Origin of the sequence: Rhizobium sp. L43 (assembly GCF_002531725.1) — a bacterium.
In the GTDB taxonomy this organism is placed as follows: Bacteria; Pseudomonadota; Alphaproteobacteria; order Rhizobiales; family Rhizobiaceae; genus Rhizobium.
The window spans coordinates 1-1,277 of record NZ_NWSQ01000088.1; the positions used below are offsets into that span (position 1 = coordinate 1).

Sequence of the window (1,277 nt, forward strand, 5' to 3'; positions counted from 1 at the left end):
GTCTTCGCCGACGGCACCAGCTGGACGCGGGCGCAATTGCGCGACATGCTGCTGACCAGCAATGCCGGCAACGAGACCTTCAATGGTTTCTCCGGCAACGACACTTTCCGCTATTCCCGCGGTGGTGGTCAGGACACGATCATCGAGGCGGCCAATGCCGGCTCCGGCGACCAGCTGCTGCTCACCGACATCAACCCGGCTGCAGTCAGCCTGGTGCGCAACGGCAATGACGTGACAATCGTCATCGCCGAGAGCACGCCGGGTGCCGGTGACGGCGGTTCGGTATTGCTGAAGGACACCCTCGACGACTATTTCTATCGCGGCGTTGACCAGGTCACCTTCGCCGACGGCACGGTGTGGAGCCGCTCTGATATTCGCATCAGGTTGCTCGATCAGGCGGCCACGCCTGGCAACGACACGATCGTGGGCTTCAACACAGCCGACACGCTCATTGGCCGACAGGGTAATGACGCCTTGAACGGCGGAGAAGGCAACGACACCTTCCGCTATTCCCGAGGCGATGGTCACGATACGATTATCGAGGCGGCCAATGCTGGCTCCGGCGACCAGCTGTTGTTTACCGACATCAATCCAGCCGCAGTCAGCCTGGTGCGCAACGGCATTGACGTGACGATCGTCATCGCCGAGAGCACGCCGGGTGCTGGTGACGGCGGTTCGGTGCTGCTGAAGGACACTCTCGACGACTATGTCTACCGCGGCGTCGATAAGGTCGTCTTCGCCGACGGCACCAGCTGGACGCGGGCGCAATTGCGCGACATGCTGCTGACCAGCAATGCCGGCAACGAGACGTTCAATGGTTTCTCCGGCAACGACACTTTCCGCTATTCCCGAGGCGATGGTCACGATATGATCATCGAGGCGGCCAATGCCGGCTCCGGCGACCAGCTGCTGCTCACCGACATCAACCCGGCTGCAGTCAGCCTGGTGCGCAACGGCAATGACGTGACGATCGTCATCGCCGAGAGCTCGCCGGGTGCCGGTGACGGCGGTTCGGTGCTGCTGAAGGAAACCCTAGACGATTATTTCTACCGCGGTGTCGACAAAGTCACCTTCGCCGACGGCACCGTGTGGACACGAGCGAAAATTCGAGACCTTTTAGCGACCAACGCGGGTACGGCTGGGAACGATACAATTAGTGGCACAAATGCTGCCGACATTCTCGCCGGGCGCCATGGCAATGACGCCTTGAATGGCGGAGATGGAAACGACACTTATGTCTATGCCCGCGGCGATGGCAACGACACGATCACGGAAGC

General features: G+C 61.1%; 1 protein-coding gene. It reads left to right on the top strand.

Features of this window, described 5'->3' with window-relative positions; all coding sequences use genetic code 11:
• Positions 1-1,277, top strand: a 1,277-nt coding sequence (locus CO667_RS34535) for a calcium-binding protein (protein WP_143540786.1), incomplete at both ends; no start/stop codon positions are given.